Origin of the sequence: Rhizobium sp. 862_C5_N1_2, from assembly GCF_051811205.1 — a bacterium.
Taxonomy (GTDB): domain Bacteria; phylum Pseudomonadota; class Alphaproteobacteria; order Rhizobiales; family Rhizobiaceae; genus Rhizobium; species Rhizobium leguminosarum.
This window is the reverse complement of sequence record NZ_JBPWPT010000006.1, coordinates 130,458-149,650: the sequence shown is the minus strand read 5'-3', so window position 1 is coordinate 149,650 and position 19,193 is coordinate 130,458. Positions and strand designations below refer to the sequence as shown.

The following is a 19,193-nucleotide window of genomic DNA, read 5'->3' as shown; positions in this document are numbered from 1 at the left end:
TCGAAGCGAAATCGTGCGCTGGGGTATGTGACTTTCATTCGATCGAATGGCGGCATGGCCCGCCATCGGCATGCTTCGAATCTCACTACGCCTGCCTTATGCAGCGAGACTTACCCGATGAGCTGGCCTGTCATCTGTCAACTTGAACCCAGCAAGCCGTTCGCTGAGTTCGACAGTCTGATCAGAAAGCGTCTTCGTTGCAGCGTTTGTCTGCTCAGCCATGGCTGCATTCTGTTGCGTCCCCTGATCAAGAACATTGACGTTGTTATTGATCTCGGCCAGCGAAGTCGCTTGTTCGCGGCTGGAACTCACAATCTGGTCAATGCGATCAGAAATCTGCACGATGGATGCCGCTATACTGTGCAGAGCCTCCCCGGTCTTGCCGACGTAATCCGAACCGACGGCCACCTCTGACGAAGATTCTGAAATCAACTGCCGGATCTCGAGCGCTGCGGCTGACGATCTTTGGGCGAGCTCGCGCACTTCTTGTGCGACTACCGCGAAGCCTTTTCCAGCATCGCCGGCACGAGCTGCTTCAACGCCGGCATTCAGCGCAAGCAAGTTCGTCTGGAATGCAATGGTATCGATCAATCCTATGATCTGACCGATCTTGTAAGATGCATCCTGAATTCGTGCCATGGCGCTTATAGCATCAGTTACAATGATGGCCGCGCCCTCTGCATGTTCCTTGACTGCAGAAACAAACGCTTGTGTCTCGCAGGCATTCTCCGAAGAGTTCCTCACCGTCGCAGTCACCTGCTCAACGGCTGCTGCGGTTTCTTCGAGAGAAGCAGCTTGTCGTTCAGTCCGTCGTGACAAATCATCAGAGGCTTTGAAAAGTTCGTCGGTTCCCCATTTGATTTGTTGGGTGTTTTCGTCGATATGGGACACGGTTTCCCTGAGGACGCACAGTGAGTGGTTGAAGTCACGCCGCAGTTGCTCGAGATTGGGATGGAAGTGGCGGTCGATGGTCTGCGAGATGTCTCCTCGCGCCAATCTAGAGAGTGCCTCCCCGAGTGTTTGTACAGCGCTGGACACTTCTTTCTCAAGCTGAGCACGTTCAAACTCACGATCCGTTCGCTCCTGATCAGCCGTTTTACGGTCGTCTTGCGCGCGGGCTTCAACCTCGAGCTTCGAGACCGCATTTCCGCGAAAAACTTCAAGCGCGCGAGCCATATCGCCAATTTCGTCTTTCCGCTGGCAGCCAACGATGTCTGATTGAAGATCACCGGTCGCTAGCCCCTGCATGCGCCTTGCGATCCGTTCGATTGGAGCGCGCAATGTCACCATCAGGCCGGCTCCGGCCAAGAGGGCGACCAAAACACCGGAGACGGTAGCAGCTGCGGACAATAGTCGGGCGAAATCACTTTCCCGGTGAGCGTCATGTTCCTGAGTCGACGCGAACGACACGAGATTTTTCCATATCGACTGGACGGTTTTATCCGCCTCTGCGTATTGCGCCTGCCGCCCTTCCGCGATCTTGACCAACTTCTCGGTATTCTGTTCGATGGCATCCCCCTGTAAGTAGAGGACCTCCTCCATTTTGGGGAAGTCTGGCAATGAACCGGCTACGCCTCCAACCGCTACGGTGTCACGAGTCAGTTTCGTAAGCTGCTCAATGAGTCGCTCCTGGTTTTCAGTGCTGGCCGCCCGCAACAGGTTGTTTATCTCAATTTCTATCGAATCGGCATCCTGGCCTACCGATGCCACTGCCGCAATGAGCGTCTCCGATTCCGCCAATGGCTTATCCAAGGCTCGAACTGCTTGGGTTCCCTCGATCATATGCTGTATGGCGTCATCTCGCAGTCGCGGGGCAAACGCACTAAGGTCGATCCCTAGGCTGTGAAGGAAAGCGCTATCCAGCCCGGAATTGGCGACGACGCTGGAGATTGCCTGTTCCAAGTTTGCGACTGCTTGTCCACCATCGCCCGTTGCAACGACGCGCTTGACGGTTTTCATCGCCTTTTTGATCATGAGCGCCTGTTGCTGTGCCTCGGGGGTTTGCATCGCGCTGGCCGGCAGATTCACCAAATTTTCCGACAACCGCTGCATAATTGCCGCCGTGTCGATTGAGCGGGTAGCCTCTCTGAGCATCGTTTTGCCAGAGTTTTCCTGGTTGCGGACCTGCGCACGGACTTTAACCGCGGCCAGCTTCAGGTCGGCCGCGACCTGCTTGATCTCGGTCAAGCTTGCGGCAACGTCACGACGAATGGACAGCTCATCGTTGTGCAGGGACCACATGCGGTCCATGCTGTCAGAAATCGCGGACATTGCGGACTCACTGCTTTCAAGAGCACGAGTGTCACTACCAACGTCAGTGGCGACTTCCTGAAGCGACAGCATCGTGGCGCCCTGCCCCCTTAGACTTGCCAGGGCCTCATCACGGTTCTCCGTAGAACTCTGCGCCAAAAACCGGTTCATGCTCTCAGAGACGTCCCGAAATCCGCTCAAAGTCTCGAGAACTTCGCTCGATAGCCGAAGGCGAGATTGCAGCAATCCGGTCGCCTGTAGGCTCACGACACCGACGGCCGCCAGGATCATGACCAGCGGCACCAGTACTAATAAGACTTTCGCTCTGATGCTGAAAGCGGATAGCAAGCGATCGACGAACATAAAACCTCCAGATGACTAAAGCGGGCACTGCCACCCATTTCTGGAGTTTTAGTTATTCGACCTAAACGAAGAGGAAGAAAGTTCGACTGCGGAAATGCAAAGTGCTTTACATCTTGTTAGGATTTCCACGTCGAATTGACGCTCAAACTATCAACCTTAACGACAGGTTAATGTCTTCTCGAATTATCGTCGGAAAGGACTATCGTCAGGTTTCAGGTCGATGTGCAGGACGTTCCCCGTGAGCTTTCCAGACAGTTCTGGATTTGCGAGGAATTGGACAGCTTGAACAAGTGTCCTAAGCGTCTCACTTTGAACGTAAGATGTAGAACGCGCATTTCTGGTATGAACAGCGTTTATACGAAGCCCCGAGTCGAAATACTTCTTCGCCATCGCACTCGTCGTAGTTCGTAAGGCCGCTTGGAGCACAGCTTCGCGGTCGGCCTCTAGCAGCGACTTCTCGTCGAACCAGGCGATATTCACAACAGCGAGTTCCTCTCCCTGGAGGCGGGAGCCGAAAGCACTTGTCACCCTTATCAGGTTGGAGACGGCATCAAGCCCAAGATCCGTAGCGGAAAGCGGTTCGGCGCATTCACGGCGACGGAAGGCTATGTTCACCAGAATATCGACCCGGCTCCAGCGTAGGTAGACCTGATCGACCATTGAATTGACATACACGTCCCTATTCAAATTGACCTTAACCGGAAACAAATTCGTCCCCGAGACTGCGGTTAAAGAACTGAAGTCTGAAGGGTCGAGGTCACCTACGGCGACACGGTAGCCAGTTTCGAGGAAAGACTGCGCAAGACAGAAACCGACCGGGTTTGACGCGCCCACCAACACGCATACTTTGCCTGCATGAGAGCCGGCATCGGTTTGTCCTCCTTCGATAAACCCTTCCGTCGGCGGTGTCCGGCAAGCGTTGTGAGTCTTAGATCCTGGTTTCACGCGGAAAACGGTCCATGTGTGAAACCGTGAGATCTAGCAACTCGTTCGTATCTCAACAGGGAGACCACCACACACTTATCTCCAAATTACGTTGTCTCCCGCCTCTCCGACCCCAAGCCAAGAGGACATGGAAGATGATCGACGGACAATCCATCGATCCGGTTTCACGAGGTCTTTGGCGCGCGCCGGTTTGGTCTCGCCGTGCCACAGTTGGACCTTCCATGGAACAGCCCATGGATGTCTCTGGGGAACGGCATCTTTCCGGAAAGTCCTACGCTTTCACACGCGGCTCTCTGACGCGTATGGCATTCGTTTGGCCCTCAACGCTTGCACGCGCAGCATCGTCGAGCGCGTCAACGTCTATTGCAGACTGGCCTTCAGATAGGCACTCGCCATTCTCGCGTTCCACGGTCGAGGTCGGTGGAATGATAATGCTGTCTTTCAAAAACTCGCTCATGTTTCGTTCCTTCAATAGCTGCAGGTGACAAGGTCGTTCCGCGCAATGCCCACGAAAGCGTGGCGTGCTTCCGCCACGTCACTGATAAATCCCTGCTAGACCTCGTCCTTCAGCGTCTCCTTCTGGGTAATAAGGCGGGCAGAGTGGTGTCCGGAGGTAAATGCCCAAAGCCAGCTCAGCGCGACCGCCATGCGGCTCCGTGTTCCGATCAAAAAGTAGATGTGGGCAAAGCCCCAGATCCACCAGGCGATGGAGCCCTTGAGCCGAAGCCTGCCGAAATCGATCACCGCGGAGCTTGGCCCTATGGTGGCAAGATTACCAAGATGCCTGTACTTGAAGGGAAGCGGCGCTGAGCGCTGCTTAAGGCGGGCCTTGATCACCTGGGCGACGTATTTTCCCTGCTGCTTTGCGGCAGGAGCGATACCAGGAACCGGCATTCCCTCGCCGGTCTTAACGCTCGCGGTATCGCCGACAACGAAGATCTCCGGGTGTTCTGAGATCGTGAGGTCGGGCTGCACGATAGCCCGCCCTGCTCGATCTGTCTCCGCCCCGACCCATACGGCGGCCTTGGATGCCTGCACGCCCGCCGCCCATATGACCGTACGGCTCGGGACGAACTCGTCCCCGATCGATATACCTTCCTCGGTGCAGTCGGTTACCGGCCGTCCCGTGCGAACCTCGACGCCCATCGACGCAAGGGATCGCTCGGCGTATTGCGATAACGCCTCGTGGAAAACAGGCAGAACACGCGGTCCTGCCTCTACAAGAAGAATACGCGCCAAAGTCGTATCGATGTTTCTGAATTCCTCGACAAGCGTCCTTTGAGCCAGTTCGGCGATGATCCCGGCCATCTCGACGCCTGTCGGTCCGGCGCCGATTATCGAGAAGGTCAGCATTGCGGCCCGCGCTTGGGGATCGGTTTCCAGCTCCGCCTTTTCGAACGCCAGGAGAAGACGACGGCGGATGGTGGTGGCGTCTTCCAACGCCTTCAGTCCGGGCGCGAAAGGCTCCCATTCATCCCGGCCGAAATACGCGTGACGGGCCCCTGTTGCGAGAACAAGGGTATCGTAGGGAATGGCATGACCGCCCTTGAGCGAGACAAGCCGCTTCTCGACATCGACGCCCACGACCTCGCCAAGAAGCGTTGTGACATCTTTCCTTCCACGGAAGACCGCGCGAATGGGCCAGGCAATCTCGGAGGTTGCCAGGACGGTCGTTGCGACCTGATAGAGCAGCGGCTGGAACAGGTGATGATTGCGTCTGTCGACGATCGTGATCGAAAGGTTTGGACATTTGAGATCCTTGGCCAATTGGAGGCCGGCGAAACCGCCTCCCACGATGACAACTCGATGCTCCATTTCGTCCTCCCGCGAGCCTTTGGAAAAAAACCCGCCTCGGATCGAAGCGCGTCCTTCGGTGTTGCACGATCGCAAGCTCAGTCGCTGATGCGACTGCTCACAATGATGGAAGGGGGGCTTACCAGCAACGGAAGCAGCGGTTCGAGAACACGCTTGACGTTCGCAGATTCTCCGTGACGCGCGGCTGCCTCCTCGTTTGCCCAACCATCGAGAATGAAGAACGTATTCGGCTCGTCGGAGCGCTGGTAGAGATTGTAGTAAAGGCAGCCCTCTTCCTCGCGGGCAGGGCCGACAAACTCCTGGAGCAGTGTGTTGACACGGTCCCGGTTACGCGTCGATGTTTTAAACTCAACGATGAGATGCTGTTCGTCGGACTTGCTCGATGGCATGTGGGAAGCTCCTATTGAAGACGATGACGGGCTTGATCACGCGGCCAGCTTCGGCATCGGCGATGGCCTCGTTGATTTTCTCGAACGGGTACTTTGTGATCAGCTTCTGGAACGGAAACAGGCCGGCCTGGTTTAGTTCGACCAGTTGGGGGATGAAGAGCTGCGGGATCTGATCCCCGAGGATGGCACCCTGAATTTTCCGGTTGAAGACCATGAGGTCCAGCGGGATTGGAATATCCTTGCCGAGCGCGTCGAGCCCGAGGAGGACGACATGACCCCCTGCCCGCGTGCATTTGATCGTGTTCAGGATGACGGGAACGATACCCACGGCGTCGATCGCAAAATCGGCACCGCCGCCCGTCAAGGCGTGGATCTGCTCCACGACGTCTGGGTCCCTGCCGTTGATAGCGTGGGTCGCGCCCAACGTCTCAGCCATGGCCAAACGCTGCTCGTTCAGGTCGATGATGATGATCTTGCTGCACCGCCGGACCTTGGCGGCCATCACCGCAGCCATGCCGACCGCTCCCGCGCCGAACACGGCAATGGTTTGACCGATCTCCGGCTTCATGGCGTTGATGACGGTACCTGCTCCCGTTGCCATGCCGCAACCGAGCGGGGCCGCATTCGTCAGGTCGAAATCCTTGGGAAGCTGCGCGGCGTTGTTTTCAGTCGCCAGGACATGGGTCGCGAAGGATGACTGGCCGACAAAGTTGCTGCCGATGCCGACTTCATCACACAGCAAGGCCTTCTTGCCGTTCGGACGAAGCCCCGTCAGATTGTACTGGGTGTAGTTCTGGCAGTTCATCGGGTGAGAGCGCCGGCAATCGCCGCAGAAGCCACATGAACTCTGGCTGAGCGCAACGTGGTCGCCCACCCTTAAACCTTGGACGTCCGCCCCGATGGCCTCGACGATACCAACACCTTCATGTCCTGGTATGACCGGGGCGGGAGGCCCAAATATCCCATCACGGAGCAACAGGTCGGTATGGCAGATCCCCGTGGCGACCGTCCGCACGAGAATTTCATTGCCTTCTGGATCCGCCAGCTCAAGTTCACGAAACTCAAGCGGAGCTTTCGGTTTTGCGGCCACGGCCGCCGTTATCTTCACCATTCTTATCTCCTGCATTCTCCCGCGTTGACACCGGGAATGACCTGTTTGGCAGATCCTTGCGGCTAGACGCGACCGACGCGTGCTCCGTAAATGATCGCAGCAAGCGCGATGATCCCGCCCTGGACGATCAGCTTGCCGGGCTCCTGGATGCCGAACACCGTCAACATCGCGAAGAGGAAACTGAAGGCGACGACCGCCACGAAAGGCCCCGCGACGCCACCGCGGTCGACGCCGAACGTCACCCCACCGAGGATCGTCGCGGCGAGAGCGTTCATGAAGGTGTCGAAGCCGGGCTTGATCGTGCCAACGGCCAGAGCCGACACCTGAACCAGGGCGGCGATGCCTGTCAGCGTGCCCGCAAGTGTATGGGAGACAAAAATCGTGCGGGCCAGAGGTATGCCTGTTATCTCCGCCGCCCTCGGATTGTCGCCGACAGCGCGGAAGTAGCGCCCGAGGATCAAGAAGCGGAACGCTAATGCGACGAGAACGGAAATCCCGATCCAGACGATCACGGAGTAAGACAGGCCGTAGATGTTCCCGCTCGTCAGGACGCGAAGCCAGCTTGGTGTCGAACCCGGTGCACGGCCCGAACTCATGAATTGGATGATCCCGATGAGGATCGCCGATACGCTCAGCGTCGCGATGACCGCGGAGGCGCGGACATAGGCCACGAGGGCGCCGTTGATCAGACCGACGGCAAGGCCGATGACGATCGGCATCAGGACCGTGACGAAGGGCGGGTAACTGTTGAGGAGCCCGGAGCTGGCGAGATAGATCGAAAAAGCAAACACGCCACTGACCGAGAGATCAATAGAACGCACCCGCATGACAAGAGATTGCGCCAGCACCGCGATCCCAAGCGGCGCTGACTGTTTCAGGATCACGAACCAATAGTTTGGATTGATCAGCGTCGCGCTTACAGCGGGGGCCACAGCGATCAGGATTGCGAGCACGTAATATGCCGGGGGCAAACCGAGCACCCAGGAAAGTATGCGCCTGGCGGTGAGAGTGCGCGATGGCGTCTCAATTTTCGCATCCGTTGTGGTCATCGAGAGGTCCATCTCTTTCAAAGTCCGATCGTTTTGCGACGCTGTGAGACGACGAGTGCTAGCAGCAGAAGGCCCTTCACGACCGACTGGAGGAATGCCGAGACGTTAGCGAGGTTCATCACGTTGTTGACGATGCCGAGGATAGCCGCGCCGGCTACAGTGCCGAGGATGCTGCCGATACCGCCAGCCAGGTGAACACCCCCGAGCGCTGCTGCGGTAACGGATTCAATTCCGAATGTGGCGCCCCCCTTGGGATCGCCCGAGGCAAGGCGACCTGCGAGGAACATCCCGGCAGCGCAAGCAAATAGCGCCGACAGGATGTAGGCCTTGATGACTGTGCGCTCGACCGGGACGCCATTCATGCGGGCATTGAAGTCGTTACCACCCGAAGCGAACAGGTAAAGGCCAAACGGTCTGCGATAAAGCAACCAGGCAGCAACGAACGTGGCGACGATCAGCCAGAGCAGCGAGTTTGGCACGGGCCCAACGGAACCCGCGACTGACGCCGAAAGCCATTCGGGCACCTTCCCGCCGGGGATAGGAAGAATGATAAGCGCCAATCCCTGGCCGATACCCATGGTTGCCAGGGTCATGATGATCGGATGGACGTTGAGCCTGGCTACGCCGTAGCCATTCGACAATCCGAATGCGATCGCAACCGCAATGCAAAGCATGACACGGACAACCTCGGGCATGTCGAGTGTCATGATCGTAGTCGTCACGCTGATGATCGAACCAACGGAAACGTCTAGGCCGCCCGTCAGGATCACAAAGGTCTGGCCTAGCGCAGAAATAACAAGAACAGTGGATTGGGCCAGCAGGTTCGACAGATTCTCCGGCGCCAGAAATTGTGGAAGCAGGATAACCGAGGCGACCACCAGCACGAATAGCGTCCCGATCGACAGCCGGATCGCACCCGCCCTATAGGGTGCCTTCAGGAACTTTGCGACGGTATTCATGTATCCTCCTCAATGAACAGCGGCGCGCGGATCGTGCGCGGAGTTCGAACCGAGTGCGGTTCCCAGGATGGTTTCCTCTGTGGCATCAAGCGCGGGCATCTGTCCGACGATCTTTTTGTCGTGAACGACCAGGATGTTGTCACAGAGCCCGATCAGTTCGGGGTGCTCGCGTGACGAGACGATCACTGCACCGCCACGATCGGCAAAATCGCGAAGGAGCTTATAGATTTCCGCTTTAGCGCCGACATCGACGCCACGTGTCGGCTCCTCGATGACAAGGATATCAACCCCCGAAAGCAGCCAGCGGCCAAGAAGGACCTTTTGCTGGTTTCCGCCCGAAAGTTTGCCGACGGGCGAGGCTGGGTCGGCAGCCGCAACACGGAGCGACTTTATGACATCGTGAACCCTGGAGATGGAACGCCATGCAACGCTCGCCATGTTCCGGTTCAACTGCTTGCCAAGTGCGATGTTATCGTAGATCGGAAGCCGAAGAAATAAGCCTTCCTGCTTGCGGTCTTCAGGAATGAAACCAATGCCGGCTGAGATCGCACTCGAAAAGCCGGAGGATACGTTCACACCGATCATGCTATCGTCGCGGCGACGCCGGACGGTCACAACTGCGGCGGTTTCGACCCCGACGACCGCACGCATGATTTCGCGCTGCCCCTGGCCTTCCAGCCCGGCCAGTCCGATGATCTCGCCCGTGCGTACGGAAAAACCGACTGGCGGGCCATGGTCATTGAGACGAAGCCCTGCCACGTCGAGCATCGGCGACCCAATGGTCTGCGCCCTCGGCGGAAAGAAATTCTGAAGCTCGCGTCCAACCATGTTTGCCACAAGCGTTTGGAGATTGAAGTCTTCTGCCCTGGCTGTCTTTACCCAAGCCCCATCCTTCATGACGGTGATGGTGTCGCACAGTTCGAACACCTCGTTCATCCGATGCGAGATGTAGACGACAGCCTTCCCTTGCGCCTTCAGATCGCGGATGACCTTGAAGAGATGAGCGACGTCCGTCGAGTTTAGTGCCGCGGTCGGTTCATCGAAAATGAAGACATCGGCATTGGATGTCAGACCTTTGGCGATTTCCACTGCCTGCTGCTGGGCAACCGTCAGCGTTTCCACAATCGCCGTGGCGTCCAGTTGAGGGAAAACGTCGACAAGCAGCTTGCGGGATCGCTCGACGACCTCGGCGGTGTCTATCGACCCGTCGGCACGCCGCGGTTCGTGTCCAAGAAACATGTTTTCGGCGACCGTGAGATTGGGGATGAGGGTGAACTCCTGAAACACTGTCGACACCCCGGCGAGACGCGCTTCCTTGGGGGAACGGAAGGTCACCTCTTCTCCTCGCAGACGGATGCGTCCAGCGGTCTGTTGATAGACGCCGGCCAGAATTCGCATCAGCGTGGATTTTCCCGCCCCGTTCTCGCCCATCAATGCGTGGACGGAGCCGCGTTCAAGCGAAAATTGAACATTCGACAGGACTTTGGCCGCACCAAAGGACTTGTTTATGCCGACCATCTCGACAAGCATACTCATGAACACTTCCATCTGCGAGGGTGAAGAGGGCGCGCTTTGTCCGCGCCCTCCATGCGTCAGGCCTTGAAGTACTCGAGGAGCTTCTCATTCGGCATTTCTGTCGGAGCCCAGTAAGCGTCCGTGAGATCGGAGCGGTAAAACTGTGCAAGATTGTCGTCGACGATCGGCTTGGGCCGGTTGGTCCAGTTGCGCTGGATCGGCTTGCCTTCGAGAAGCGCGAAGGCCGCACGCAGGGCTGCCGTCGAAAGAGCCGGAGGGCAAATGGGCCCAATCGAAGAGAGCTTTTCGTCATTCCAACGACGCATCCAACCGTTGAGCGCTTCTCCCGTGATCGGTGGAATGGTGGAAGCCCCGGCTTCCTGCAGCGCGTCCAAGACCCCGAGCGACATGTTCGCGCCGTCAGTCCAGACCCCGGCGACATCCGGATCAGACAGATAGAGGCTTTCGGCTATCTTCTTTGAGTCCTCGTAGGACCAGCTGCCGTGCTGGGTTGAGGTGATTTGGAGACCGGACTTGCTGAAGACCTCGATCGCCCCGGCGTAACGATCAGCATCGATCGGATGTCCGGCGACGCCACGCAGCACCCACACTTTTCCCTTGTTGCCGAGCTTATCGACCAGGAACTGCGCCATCACCCGGCCAAAGTAGAAGTCGTCGCCTTGGACCTGCACCGTGAATTCGTCGGTGTCGACGCGACCGAGATAGACGACCGTCGGAATGCCGGCAGCCTTCGCCTTCCTGATGCCTTCCACGGCCGAGCCTGTCGTAAGCGGCGCAATGATGATTGCATCTACCTTTTGTGCGATCAGATCCTCGATGTCGGCGACCTGTTTTGAGGCGTTGAGGTCGGCGCTTCGGAATTGATAGTCGCCGACACGGGCCTTGTTCCTGCTGATTTCGTATTCGGCCTCGAATGCGGTTTGATAGGTGTGCGTCGAACCGGCCAGGCCATAGTGGCTGTGACCAATCTTCCAGGGACCTGACTTGGCAAACTTACCAGCGTCGACGACGGGGTTTTCCCCTTCGGACGGCCAAGTGTCGGGCAGCAGGGTGATCGTATCCTCTGCCCGCAGGATGCCCGGTATTCCGAACGCGCCAGCTGCAATCAAGGCACTGCCCGTCTGTAGGAATGTACGTCTTTTCATCGAAATTCTCCTCCTCTTGCCACCCAACGTGGTCATTTTGTCTGCGATCTGGAGCGCCGCTATCCTCCAGACATCGCTGAATTCTCCCCACAAACGGCAGATCGCATCATTATGAATAAGCAGACAATCTGTCAATAAACTATATTGAATTTCAGCTTTTTGACGTGTCTTCTGTGTTATCATACTGATTTTTTTATTCTTTTATTGCTGCTTGGTTCGATATAGCAATAAGACAAAGCAGCCGCCCGTCACCTCACCCACGAGCACGCCAACAGGAACCAGAGGAGACCGCGCCTCGCCGGCGAGGTTCATAAAAAGGAAGTTGGGAGCCATAATCGCTACCATCACCCGGAAAGCGAGGCCGCGAGGCAGGAAATACGGGCACCACCGTCAGCCGGCGCGTTCGATGAATGCCACTTCTGAATCAGTCAATCTGTCAAGCGAATTCCAGTTTTAAGACAGCCAACAATTCGGACCAAGATCTAGATCGGCCGAATACCCTGAGGAAGCAATTGATATTACATCGATTTTTCTCTTTACATGTCCGTGTAGCGGGCTGGGATGGCCTCAGCGACCATTTTGGTTCACTGAAGATAATTGACTGATTGTCTGCGAACGCCTACAAGTGTCACCTACCGGCCGAGCGCGCACTGATGGAGTCATTTTATGAAAGAAGCATACGCTGCAATTTCGCGCGAAAAGGCAAAGCCTCTTGTTCTGGAGTGCATCGGTATCGATCAACCTCGCCCCGACGAAATCCTCGTCCGGATCGTGGCGAGCGGTGTCTGCCACACCGACATGGTTGTTCGCGACCAAGGATATGACGTACCGCAGCCCGTGGTTCTCGGCCATGAAGGCTCCGGCGTCGTGGAAGTGGTCGGGGCCGATGTAAAAGAGCTTTCGCCCGGCGACCACGTGGCTCTAAGCTACGCATATTGCGGGAAATGCGAGAAGTGCCGGGGAGGCACGCCTTATTATTGTGAAGACTTTTTCGGCAGAAATTTCCGTGGCACCCGGCCGGATGGCAGTTGCCCGCTACATGATTCACACGGTACCCAGATCAGCGGGTGCTTCTTCGAGCAGTCTTCTTTCGCCACCTATGCCATCGCCAGCGAGCGCAATGCGGTCAGGGTTTCCAAAGATGTTCCCCTCGAACTCATGGGACCGCTGGGCTGCGGGCTGCAAACTGGCGCCGGAGCGGTTCTCAACTGCCTCAAGCCCCAACCGGGATCTTCCATTGCAGTGTTCGGCGCGGGTGCGGTCGGCATGGCAGCCGTCATGGCGGCGAAGATTGCCGGATGCTCGACCATTATCGTGATCGACCTTAACGATGAACGTCTCGAACTGGCGATTGAACTGGGTGCAACCCACATCATAAACGCCCGCAATAGGGATAGCGTCAAGGCGATCAGGGAAATCATTCCCGAAGGCGCAGACTTCAGTCTCGAATGCACGAGCTCGCCGAAGGTGTTTCGCCAGGCGGTCGATTGCCTCGGCACCCCAGGAACCTGTGGACTGGTCGGATCGTCCGCGCTCGGAACGGAAGGGATCGTCGATATCGGCAACTTTCTGTTCGGCCGTACGCTCGTCGGTGTGGTCGAAGGCCAGAGCATTCCCTCCAAATTCATACCCGAGCTCATCGAATACTGGCAGCAGGGACGGTTCCCGTTCGACAAGCTCGTCCAGTTCTACGATCTCAACCAGATCAACGAGGCAATGGCCGATTCCGAGAGCGGCAAGGTCATCAAGCCAATCCTGCGCATGAAGCACTAAGCTCTCGTCACGAACATTGTCCAGAAGTCAGCCTCCCAAGGCAACGTCCGGCGGGGCCGTGGTCGTCACGGTCTCGCCCGGACACTCTGGAACGCAGGTGTGAGGCGCAACCCCGTTTCATCATTGCAACGCGACCAGGTCGCGGTAACGGTAGTGGGCTCTTCCAGGTCAAAATATTAGTCTGCGACGGCGCAATTTCTCGGCGATCCGTGACCCCCTCATCAAGGCCTTGCGGCAGTTGACGACCGCACGTCATTCAACTGATGCTGCCCTTGGGCCATAAGAGCACTCGGGCCGGCAGGCCGAGCGTCCCCCGACACGTGCGCCTTGCGTCGACGTGCCACCAGCAAAATGCCAGACAATCGGCGATGATCTTGCCAGCGAGTGGCCAGTGGCGCGCTTTCTCCGTCCCGTCGAAAAATACCAACGAAACTTTCGAGATGGGTCATCAGGCGTTGGGCCAACGGAAGCCTTAAGCAGACAGACCCACGACAAAGGCGAGTCTCGCCCCTGCCTCTCTCCGCACGTTCCGACGTTCCATTGCCGTTCTGCCCTCGACGTTCGCCTGGGCAGCGTGATCGGCCGGGTCCTGCTCGCGGTCGGCCGCCTCGTTTTGAAGGCTGTCGGCGCGGTCTTGACCAAGACTCTCCCCGCCTTCTGCAGAATGTGTCATCGGGCTTCCGTGACGAGCTCAAACCTTGCTGGTGGCGAGCCTTAAGACCCACCACCAGCCGTTGGACTATGACTGTATGCCGCCCATGCAGACGTATTTCATGGAAAGGAAGTCATCCATGCCGTATTTCGAGCCCTCGCGGCCGAACCCCGACTGCTTGACGCCGCCGAACGGTGCAACCTCCGTGGAGATCAGGCCCGTGTTGACGCCGACCATCCCGTACTCCAGGGCCTCCGTAACCTTCCAGACGTTTCGAAGGTCGTTGGCGTAGAAGTAGGCGGCGAGACCGAACTCTGTGTCGTTGGCCAGTTCAATGACCTCTTCCGTCGTTTTGAACCTGAAGACAGGAGCGAGCGGCGCAAAGGTCTCCTCTCGTGCGACCTTCATTTCCTTCGTGGCTTCCGAGAGAAGCGTCGGCTGGACGAAGGTGCCACCACGCTCGTCCCTTGCGCCGCCCACAACGATCTTCGCACCCTTACCGACCGCGTCATCGATGTGACTATAGAGCTTCGCCACCGCATCGTCGTTGATCAGCGGACCGATGGTGGCTCCATCCTCGAACCCGTCAAGGACCTTGAGCGCGGAAACCCGCGCCGCGAGTTTCTCTATGAAGCGGTCGTAGACCCCGCTCTGGACGTAGAGACGGTTGGCGCAAACGCAGGTCTGGCCGGCATTGCGGAACTTGGACAGCATCGCTCCTTCCACGGCCTCGTCGAGGTCGGCATCGTCGAAGACGATGAAGGGAGCGTTGCCGCCGAGTTCGAGGCTGAGCTTCATGATCTTTTGTGCGCCCTGCGCCATCAGGATGCGGCCGACCTCGGTAGACCCTGTGAAGGTCAGCTTCTTGACGACGGGGTTCGAGCAGACTTCTTCACCGAACATCCGGGCGTTGTCTGTCGGCAGGACGCTGAACAGGCCGCCGGGTATTCCCGCGCGCTCAGCGAGTATGGCAAGAGCAAGGGCCGACAATGGGGTTTCGGCGGCCGGCTTGAAGATGATGGCGCAGCCGGATGCCAGCGCCGGGGCGATCTTGCGGCAGACCATGGCGGAAGGAAAGTTCCAGGGCGCGATGGCCGCCACCACGCCGACGGGCTGTTTGATGACTATCAGGCGCTTGTCGGCCTGATGCCCCGGAATGGTGTCGCCGTAAACGCGCTTGGCTTCTTCCCCGAACCATTCAATGTAGGAAGCGCCGTAGGCGACCTCTCCGCGTGCCTCGGCTAGAGGCTTGCCCATCTCGGACGTCAGGATGATCGCGAGGTCCTCGGTGTTGGCCGTGACGAGGTCGAAGAACTTCCGCATGACGCCGGCACGTTCCTTGCCCGATCGTGCGGCCCACTTTTTCTGGGCGAGTTTGGCGACGTCGATGGCTTCGCGGACGTCCTGGAGTCCTGCGCTCGGGAGGCTCGCAATCACGTCCCCGGTCGAGGGATTGTGGACCTGGATCGTCTTGCCGCTCGCGCCCTCTTTTCGCCAGTCGCCTCCTACCAGCATTTCCTCGCGTACCAGGGAGGGGTCTTTCAGGCGATCCAGTAGAGCGGTGGAGATAGCCATTGGTATTCCTTTCGATGCAACGTTCAAATCTGATTACGGATGTGTGGTGAGCGGGCGTAGATCGCGACCATGGGGACGATCAGCAGCCCTACGACGGCCTGTTGTGCCGGGAAACTGAGCCCCAGGCCGACGAGAAGCGAGGTCAGGACAGTAAGGACGAGGACGCCGAGGACCGTCGCTCCATACCCGCCGGCACCGCCTAGAAGAGACGTTCCGCCGATAACGACCGCCGCCACGGTGGTGAACAGATAGGGATCACCGACCCCGACAAAACCGCCGCCGGAGAAACCGAGGAGCAGCATTCCGGTGAGTGCCGACATCGCCCCGCTGACGCTGTGAATCACTGTCCAGATCTTGAATTCCGAGATTCCGAGGCGGGCGGCGGCCGTGCGGCTCCCGCCAACAGCATAGAGGCTCCGGCCAAACCAGGTGTTGTGCATTATCCAGCCCAGAGCGACGGCGATGAAAGCCCATATGACGATAACCGGTGGAAACGGCAGACCGAAGAACCTGCCATTGAACGCCGAAAGGTTGCGAAGCCATCCGGGGACGGGCGCAAAGACGGTACCGCCGAACTGCGATCCGAGCGAGGTGTAGATCTGGACCGCCCCGACGGCGGCAAAACCAAGACCGAGCGACATGATCAGCGCCTGACCCTGCAGCCGGAAGCTGAGGGCGCCGTTGCAAGCCCCGACCAAAATGCCAAGGAGAAGCACGACGATCATGGCGACGGGGGCGGGAAGACCCGCCACCATGAGGCTTGGAAGCAGGATATTGGCGCCACCGATGATGTATGGGATGGAAAGATCCAGCGCTCCAACGAGCGCGCAGAGCGTCTGCCCAACAGACGCCAGCCCAAGGAAGGCGGCGAGAAGGAGGATCGATCGCGCGTTCTGCGGCGACACGAAGCCCGGCACGAGCAGGGCTCCAAGAATGAGCAGACACGCAAGGAGACAGAAGCCGATCGAAATACTCTTGTGCTTGCGCAAAGGGCTGGCGCCACGGGTCGCGCCGATTTCTGTGTTCAAGACAGTGGAGATCATTTCCTTACTCCTCACGCGACAGTGCGGCGGCTGATGACGAAGACGTTCACGAGAAGTGACCCAACGAGGATCAGGCCAAAGGCCATTTGCGTGACGAAGCCGGAAACCGTCCCGAAGTTGAAAGTGGACAGAAGATACGAGATGAGGAACATGTTGATCGCGCCGAGCGTCGAGCCGAGCGCACCGCCGCGGCCCCCGGAGAGACTAGCTCCGCCAAGGACCAGCGCCGTCACCGCTTGCAGCGTGTAGGTGCTGCCCTGGGTCGGGTCGCCGGATGAGATCAGCGCGGTGTAGCTCAATGCGGCCAGCCCGGCAAAAACGCCGCCGACCGTATGGGCGATGATGCGCACGACGTCGACCTGCACACCGCTGGTATAGGCCATCCGCTCGTCAGCGCCTGTCATCCGCAGGTTGCGGTAAAACATCGTGCCCCTCAGGACGCCCCAGATTGCGAAAGCGCCGAGCAGAAGCAACAGGACAGGCGAAAATATGCTCGTTCCCGCGCCCCAGCTTAGCATCCAGTCTGGAGCGACACCGCCGGGACGCGACATGACCATCAGGTTGACGCCCGACAGAACGAGGAAACCGGAGAGCGTGACGATGATGGGCGCGACGCGCACATAGATGATCACAAGTGCTTGCACCAGCTGGAACGCTGCTCCCAATCCCACCGCCCAGGCAATGATGGCCAACGGGTGCGTGATGCCGTTGCCGACCAGCCACGTAATGAGCGTGACGTTGACGAAGCCCATGAGCGGGCCCACGGAAAGGTCCACCGCTCCGCGGCCCGCCATGACGATCGGTGTTATCGCGAGCGTGGTCAGGATCAGCGGCGTTGCAACCAGAATGGCTCCGGCCAGACCATTGTTCGTGAACAGACCCTGGCCCCGGAAGGCGACAGCGCAAAGGAGGACGAGGAAAAGCCCGGCCGGAACGAACAACGAGCGGTCCTGCGTGACTTGACGGAAAGCGGTTACGGACATCATGCGGTCCTTTCCAGATCGAAATCAACGGAAGCGTCCCGGGCTTTCCCGAACATAGCGGCGAGGATTGGTGCCTCGGCGATTTCCTCGCCGGTCAGGGATCGAAACAACGTTCCCCCGAAGAACACGTCGACGCGATCGGCAAACCCGATGAACTCCTCGATCTCACTCGAGACGTAGATGACACTGCCGCCTTTTTCAGCGAACAGACGTAACTCCCGGTAGAGGTCACGCTTAGTGCCGAGATCGACACCGCGCGCGGGGTCATTCAGGAGGATGACTTGGGGATCGTTTGCGAAGGCGCGCCCGATAAGCACCTTCTGCTGGTTGCCGCCCGACAGTGAGGTGATCCTGTTCGACGGGCTGCCGATCTTGATGCGCAGACGATCCACTTCGCGCTTAAACATGGATTTCAGCGTGGGCTTGCGGATCACGCCCAGGGGTCCGAGCGTCTTCCTGTAGACACCGATGGCGAGGTTTTCGAAGATGCTTTGTTGCGGGAAGATACCCTCGCGCTTGCGATCCCCGGAGACGTAGGAAACACCGAGCTTCGCCGCATCGTCGAGCGATTGCAGCGCGATCATCTTGTCCGTATCAACCGAGCGGACCTTCACCTCGCCACCGAACGGCTGGATGATGCCGGCCAAGACGCGGATAAAAGCGTCCTGCCCCTGCCCATCAAGCCCGGCTACGCCGACGATGCTCCCCTTGGGAAGGTCGAAATCGAATAGGCGCGCCGACCTGTGCGCGGCGAGACCCGTCGCGGTTAGTATGAGAGGGGCCGATAGCGCCTTCTTTCGGGAGGCGTATTCTGTCGCATCGCTGGCGCGCCGATCTGCCGGCGTCATCATGGACAGCAGGTTTTCCTCGGTAATCTCATCCTTTCCGAGCGTACCGACAGTTATCCCATCACGCAGGATCGTCGCACGGTCGGCGATACGCACGAGTTCCGCGATCCGGTGGGTTACGATGAGGATCGTCGCGCCCTCGGCACGAAGGCGGTCGATTTCCGCGTGGAGCCGGAGGGTCGAGTCGAGGTCGAGCGCGGCCGAAGATTCGTCGAGGATCAGCACCTGCGGCCTGCGAAGAATAGCCCGTGCGATGACGATCCACTGTTTGATGCTGAGCGGCAGGCTGCCTGCCAGTTGATCGAGGTCTACGGATTTTCCAACGAGCCGCGCCAGGATTTCAGCTGCTTCGCTCCGCCGATCGCCGGTCGACTGCGAACGAAAGACACCGTCACGACCGACATAGAGGTTCTCGAATACGCTAGCCTCGTCAGCAACCAGGACTTCTTGGAAGATGGTGGTCAGGCCGGCCCGCTTGGCGTCGACGGGCGAGGCAACCTTTTCACCCAGGATCGTGACCTTGCCTGCGTCCGGGTGCAAAACGCCCGACATGATCTTGGCCATCGTGCTCTTGCCGCTGCCGTTTTCGCCAACGATGGCGTGCACCTCCCCGGCGCGGGCCTCGAAGTCGCACTTCTTGAGTGCCTTCGTCTCCCCGAACGCCTTGGCGACATCTACCATTCTGACTGTTATCTCGCTGCCCATCGCAGACCTCCCACCCGCAACGTCCGCCAAGGCGGCTTTTACGATCTTCCAA

General features: G+C 58.5%; 15 protein-coding genes. 1 reads left to right on the top strand and 14 read right to left on the bottom strand.

Annotated elements, in window-relative coordinates; all coding sequences use genetic code 11:
• Window positions 1-96 precede the first annotated feature (96 nt).
• From ACD590_RS37970 to ACD590_RS37925, 10 genes are all read right to left on the bottom strand, one after another.
• A complete protein-coding gene (locus ACD590_RS37970) occupies window positions 97-2,613 on the bottom strand; it encodes a methyl-accepting chemotaxis protein (protein WP_096771276.1) in 2,517 nt (838 codons plus the stop codon).
• A 183-nt stretch (window positions 2,614-2,796) separates the two neighbouring features.
• The gene (locus tag ACD590_RS37965; protein ID WP_183621733.1) at window positions 2,797-3,453 is read right to left on the bottom strand and encodes an SDR family oxidoreductase; all 657 of its coding nucleotides are present in this window, start codon (window positions 3,451-3,453) and stop codon (window positions 2,797-2,799) included.
• 376 nt (window positions 3,454-3,829) lie between these two features.
• Entirely contained in the window at window positions 3,830-4,015 is a 186-nt protein-coding gene (locus ACD590_RS37960) for a hypothetical protein (RefSeq protein ID WP_013984708.1), read from the bottom strand.
• Window positions 4,016-4,110: 95 nt separating this feature from the next.
• A complete protein-coding gene (locus ACD590_RS37955) occupies window positions 4,111-5,373 on the bottom strand; it encodes an NAD(P)/FAD-dependent oxidoreductase (protein ID WP_040140070.1) in 1,263 nt (420 codons plus the stop codon).
• A 77-nt stretch (window positions 5,374-5,450) separates the two neighbouring features.
• Window positions 5,451-5,762, bottom strand: coding sequence for a putative quinol monooxygenase (locus tag ACD590_RS37950; RefSeq protein ID WP_013984706.1), 312 nt, complete (start codon window positions 5,760-5,762; stop codon window positions 5,451-5,453).
• On the bottom strand, window positions 5,722-6,873 hold the full coding sequence (locus ACD590_RS37945) for an NAD(P)-dependent alcohol dehydrogenase (protein WP_064843743.1): 1,152 nt from the start codon (window positions 6,871-6,873) through the stop codon (window positions 5,722-5,724). Before ACD590_RS37945 ends, ACD590_RS37950 begins: the two co-directional genes overlap by 41 nt.
• A 62-nt stretch (window positions 6,874-6,935) precedes the next feature.
• Window positions 6,936-7,934, bottom strand: a complete 999-nt coding sequence (locus ACD590_RS37940) for an ABC transporter permease (protein ID WP_013984704.1) — start codon at window positions 7,932-7,934, stop codon at window positions 6,936-6,938.
• Window positions 7,935-7,939: 5 nt separating this feature from the next.
• Window positions 7,940-8,881 carry an ABC transporter permease gene (locus tag ACD590_RS37935; RefSeq protein WP_013984703.1) on the bottom strand — a complete coding sequence of 314 codons (942 nt, stop codon included), beginning with the start codon at window positions 8,879-8,881 and terminating at the stop codon, window positions 7,940-7,942.
• A 9-nt stretch (window positions 8,882-8,890) separates the two neighbouring features.
• Window positions 8,891-10,417: a sugar ABC transporter ATP-binding protein gene (locus ACD590_RS37930; protein WP_170961474.1), complete on the bottom strand. Its 1,527-nt coding sequence runs from the start codon at window positions 10,415-10,417 to the stop codon at window positions 8,891-8,893.
• 56 nt (window positions 10,418-10,473) lie between these two features.
• Window positions 10,474-11,562 (bottom strand): substrate-binding domain-containing protein, encoded by a 1,089-nt coding sequence (locus tag ACD590_RS37925; protein WP_013984701.1) that lies wholly within the window; start codon window positions 11,560-11,562, stop codon window positions 10,474-10,476.
• A 666-nt stretch (window positions 11,563-12,228) separates the two neighbouring features.
• Between ACD590_RS37925 and ACD590_RS37920 the strand changes: the two genes are divergently transcribed.
• A complete protein-coding gene (locus tag ACD590_RS37920) occupies window positions 12,229-13,335 on the top strand; it encodes an NAD(P)-dependent alcohol dehydrogenase (protein ID WP_064843739.1) in 1,107 nt (368 codons plus the stop codon).
• A 739-nt stretch (window positions 13,336-14,074) separates the two neighbouring features.
• Here the strand turns inward: ACD590_RS37920 and ACD590_RS37915 are convergent.
• The 4 genes from ACD590_RS37915 to ACD590_RS37900 are packed head-to-tail and all read right to left on the bottom strand — an operon-like array spanning window position 14,075 to window position 19,141.
• Window positions 14,075-15,562, bottom strand: coding sequence for an NAD-dependent succinate-semialdehyde dehydrogenase (locus ACD590_RS37915; protein ID WP_013984698.1), 1,488 nt, complete (start codon window positions 15,560-15,562; stop codon window positions 14,075-14,077).
• Between the two features lie 23 nt (window positions 15,563-15,585).
• Window positions 15,586-16,605 (bottom strand): ABC transporter permease, encoded by a 1,020-nt coding sequence (locus tag ACD590_RS37910; protein ID WP_013984697.1) that lies wholly within the window; start codon window positions 16,603-16,605, stop codon window positions 15,586-15,588.
• An 11-nt stretch (window positions 16,606-16,616) separates the two neighbouring features.
• Window positions 16,617-17,591: an ABC transporter permease gene (locus tag ACD590_RS37905; protein ID WP_050577727.1), complete on the bottom strand. Its 975-nt coding sequence runs from the start codon at window positions 17,589-17,591 to the stop codon at window positions 16,617-16,619.
• The gene (locus tag ACD590_RS37900; protein WP_064843738.1) at window positions 17,588-19,141 is read right to left on the bottom strand and encodes a sugar ABC transporter ATP-binding protein; all 1,554 of its coding nucleotides are present in this window, start codon (window positions 19,139-19,141) and stop codon (window positions 17,588-17,590) included. Before ACD590_RS37900 ends, ACD590_RS37905 begins: the two co-directional genes overlap by 4 nt.
• Between the last annotated feature and the right edge of the window lie 52 nt (window positions 19,142-19,193).